Annotated in this window: 4 protein-coding genes; 1 reads left to right on the top strand and 3 read right to left on the bottom strand. The window is 70.4% G+C overall.

The genetic code is table 11. The annotated features are described in order from the left end of the window. The coding region (locus G6018_RS03410) for an SDR family NAD(P)-dependent oxidoreductase (RefSeq protein WP_182638728.1) at positions 1 to 826 on the bottom strand (826 nt) is incomplete at its 3' end. 169 nt (positions 827 to 995) lie between these two features. Here G6018_RS03410 and G6018_RS03405 point away from each other — a divergent pair. Further along, a complete protein-coding gene (locus tag G6018_RS03405) occupies positions 996 to 2,438 on the top strand; it encodes a glutamate decarboxylase (RefSeq protein ID WP_182638726.1) in 1,443 nt (480 codons plus the stop codon). A 38-nt stretch (positions 2,439 to 2,476) separates the two neighbouring features. Here the strand turns inward: G6018_RS03405 and G6018_RS03400 are convergent, their stop codons facing one another. Next, a complete protein-coding gene (locus tag G6018_RS03400; protein ID WP_182638724.1) occupies positions 2,477 to 3,088 on the bottom strand; it encodes a class I SAM-dependent methyltransferase in 612 nt (203 codons plus the stop codon). Positions 3,089 to 3,130: 42 nt separating this feature from the next. Continuing rightward, positions 3,131 to 4,109 (bottom strand): serine hydrolase domain-containing protein (locus G6018_RS03395; RefSeq protein WP_182638722.1); only part of this gene is annotated, 979 nt, incomplete at its 5' end.

Below are 4,109 nucleotides of genomic sequence, written 5' to 3'. Positions count from 1 at the left end.
GGTCCGGATCGCCGGCGGGCGCGGAGCGCTCGCAGGGTCCCGGCGCCCCGGCGATCTGACGCCACCCCGTCGGGCCGATGTACGAGGCCGGCGGGAGCGTCTCCGTCGCGGCGTACAGGAGAGGTCGCGCCCCGTCTGACGCGGTGGGGACGATCCGTCGACCGAGCAGGTCGAGGACCGCGTTGACCGGCGGGAACGGCGTCGGATCGAGGATCGAGGTGGCGGCGAACCCGGGGTGCGCGAGCTGGACGTCCACCGGCGACCCGGCAGCGTCGAGCCGGTTCTGCAGGTCGAGCCCCCAGAGCATGCACGCGAGTTTGGACTGGGCGTACGCCGCCGCCATGGAGTACGGGCGCCGGCGGAAGTGGGGGTCGGCGAAGTCGATCCGCCCCCTGGCGTGGGCCATCGATGCCGTGATCACGACCCGCTCCCTGATCCGCGGCAGCAACAGCTCGGTGAGCAGGAACGGCCCGAGGACGTTGACACCCAGGTGCAGTTCGAGGCCGTCAGGGGTCTGCCTGCGGGTCCTGCTCATCAGTCCGGCGTTGTCCAGCAGCACGTCGACCGGGTCCGTGTATCCCGCCGCGAAGCCGCGCACGGCGTCGAGGCGGCTCAGGTCGAGTTGGTGGACCTCGGTCGAACCGCCGATCTCCGCCGCCGCCGACTCGCCTTCGGCGCGGGTGAGGGAGGGCAGCACCACGTGGGCACCGCGACGTGCTGTCTCGCGCGCCACCTCCTTGCCGATCCCGCTCGTGCCGCCGGTCACCATGACGGTCTTGCCGCTCAGGTCCGGCAGGCGGTCCACGGTCCACTTCTGCGCGCTCATGGGCACAGTGTGCTGTGACCGCGGGCCGAGCGGGGCCGCTACCGTTCGCGGTGGTGATCACCGCTGTTCAGGCGCAACCCGGGAAGTCGACGACGACCACCTGTGATCGGTGGCACACTCTGAAACCCGATGGGTCACCGCGGGACGAGTTCCGATCCGAGGAGAGACAGTGGCCGAGATCCCTCACACCACCGCTCGTCACACCACAGCGCGTCACACCACTGCGCGTCACACCACCAACGAGGGCGGTGCGTCACTGGACCTCAACTCCGTGTTCGTCCGTCCGGGCGAGGCCACCGAGCTGCCCCGCTTCGAACTGCCGAGGGACCAGTCCCTTCCCGAGACGGCCTACCAGATCGTGCACGACGAGGCGATGCTCGACGGCAACGCGCGGCTCAACCTGGCGACGTTCGTCTCCACGTGGATGGACGACGAGGCCCGGCGCCTGTACGCCGAGACCGTCGACAAGAACATGATCGACAAGGACGAGTACCCCCAGACCGCGGCGATCGAGGAGCGGTGCTGGAGGATGATCGCCGATCTCTGGAACGCGCCCGACGTCGAGCAGTCCATCGGCACCTCGACCATCGGTTCGTCGGAGGCCTGCATGCTGGGCGGGCTCGCGCTCAAGCGACGCTGGCAGGCCGGACGCAGGGCGCGGAACGAGTCAACCGATCGCCCCAACATCGTTCTCTCGACCGCCGTGCAGGTCTGCTGGGAGAAGTTCTGCAACTACTTCGAGGTCGAGCCACGCTGGGTGCCGATCTCGGCGGAGCACCCGATGCTCGACGGCCACGATCTCGAGGAGTACGTGGACGAGAACACCATCGGGGTGGTCGCCATCATGGGAGTCACCTACACGGGTGCCTACGAGCCGGTCGCCGCGATCGCCGGGAAGCTCGACCAGATCGAGGAGGCCACCGGTCTCGACGTCAGGATCCACGTCGACGCCGCGTCCGGCGGCATGGTGGCGCCGTTCTGCCAGCCCGACCTGGAGTGGGACTTCCGCATCGAGCGCGTGGCGTCCATCAACACCTCCGGCCACAAGTACGGTCTCGTCTACCCGGGTGTGGGCTGGATCGTGTGGCGGGACACGGACGCCCTGCCGGAGAGCATGATCTTCCACTGCAGCTACCTCGGCGGCGACATGCCGACCCTGGCGCTGAACTTCTCGCGACCCGGGGCACAGGTCCTCCTGCAGTACTACATGTTCCTCCGGCTCGGCCGGGAGGGCTACCGCCGGGTCCAGCAGGGATCCCTCGACGTCGCGCAGTTCCTGGCCACGGAGATCGGGGGGCTCGGTCCGTTCGAGCTGGTGAGCCGTGGCGACACGATCCCGGTCGTCACCTGGCGGCTCAAGGAGGGGTACACGACGATGTGGACCCTCTACGACCTGTCGGATCGACTCAGGATGAAGGGCTGGCTCGTGCCCGCCTATCCCCTGGCCGACGATCTGTCGCACCTGACCGTGCTTCGCATCGTGGTCCGCGTCGGCCTCGGCCGCGACCTGGCGTCGGCCCTGGTCAAAGATCTCGCCGGCGAGGTGTCGTTCCTCGACGAGCTCGACTCACCGATGCCGCGTAGGGGCGCCGGATCTCACTTCCACCACTGAGAGAGCCGCAGCGAGGGGTCGGGGCGACCGGCCCTGCGCTATCGGCGCACCAGCACGGCCACCATGAAACCGCTGTCGTCGTCGAACGGACGGAGATCCCAGGTCGACCACCGCTGTTCCACCTCCAGCCCCGCCTCGCGGGCGTCGGCGTCGAACTCCTCGCGCGACCACCCGCGGTCGAGACCGAACCCCACCACGAGCCGCCCGTCTCGTCCCTCGACGTCGTCGGACGCCGACACCAGACGTCCGGCGAGATTGGCCAGCACGATGCCGCGGTCGGCCGGGTCGACGAACGCCAGGACGTTACCGGCGGAGACGGCCAGGTCGAACGGTCCGGCCGCCCAGCCCTCCCCTGCGAGATCCGCGACCTCCCAGGAGGCGTCAGGGCACAGCTCCCGCGCCCGTTCGACCAGGTGGGGGTCGAGGTCCACACCGGTGACCCGGTGCCCGCGCTGGTGGAGGTAGGCCCCCGTGCGGCCCTGACCGCACCCCGCGTCGAGGATGCGGGCGCCACGTGGCGCCATCGCATCGATCAGCCGCGCCTCGCCGTCGATGTCCACGCCCTCGGCCACCATGTCGTCCCACCGCTTGGCGTACCGGCGCGAGTGCCCGGGGTCGGCGTCCACGATCGTCTTCCACGTCTGCGTCATGTCACCCAGTATGGCCACGCCGCGCCCCGACCGGTCCCGATGTCACCGCTCCAGCCGCCGCATCAGTCGGAACGCGGTCAGGTCCGCGCCCCGGTTCTGGTTGACGAGGGCGAGGACGACGGTGCCGGTGGCGGGGCTGACGAGGACGACGGACCGGAATCCTCCTGTCCCGCCGTTGTGCCACAGGGTCCGATCCCCCGCACGGTGCCACCCGAGCCCCATCGTCTCCGGCCCTCCCCGTGGCGTGGCATGGGTGAGCCGGATGGCGTCGCCGAGCCCGGTGCTCCCCGGGTCGACCTGTGCGGAGAGGAACCGGACCATGTCCGAGGCCGTGGACCGCAGTGCACCCGCGCCCGCGAATCCGGCCAGGGGCCAGGGATCGGCGGGGCGACGACGGCTCCGGAATCCCACCGCCATCCGCCGACGCTGGTCGGCGGTCATGTGGGCGTCGACCACGGTGTCCACCAACCCGAGCGGACCGCCGACCCGGTCTCGTACGAGGGTGCCGTAGTCCAGACCGGTCGCCGTGGTCATCGCGGTGCCGAGGAGGCCGAATCCGAGATTGGAGTACGCGGGTCCGCCGTCGCCCGGCACGCGCTTCAGCCGCGTCTCACCCAGGCTCCGCAGCACGTCGTCCTCGGTCAGAGCCGCGTACGGGTCGGCGCCGGTGCGCTGATACGCGATGTTCTCCCGGAGCCCGAGACGCACGGGCGACCGCGGGAGCCCGGAGGTGTGGGTCGCGAGGTGTCGCAGCGTGATCTCCACCCCGTCCCGACCCGGGACCTTCACACCGGCCGGGAGTAGCTCCCGGACAGGGGTGTCGAGGCTCCAGTCCCCCCGGATCACGCCGTCCGCGAGCAGGAGCGCGGTGAACGTCTTGGTGATCGACCCGATCTCGAACAGCGTGCGTTCGCCCGGGACCCCTCCGTGGCCGTCATCGCCCCCGGAGGAGATCGACACCTCCCCGTGCGGCCCCCCGCCGAGCACGAGTCCGACCCGCCGACGCGCCAACCGCGCGGTC

The sequence above is a fragment of the Dietzia sp. DQ11-44 genome, assembly GCF_014145205.1.
GTDB classification, from domain to species: Bacteria; Actinomycetota; Actinomycetes; order Mycobacteriales; family Mycobacteriaceae; genus Dietzia; species Dietzia natronolimnaea.
The sequence above is the reverse complement of the archived record's forward strand: the minus strand, read 5'-3'. Positions and strand labels throughout refer to the sequence as shown.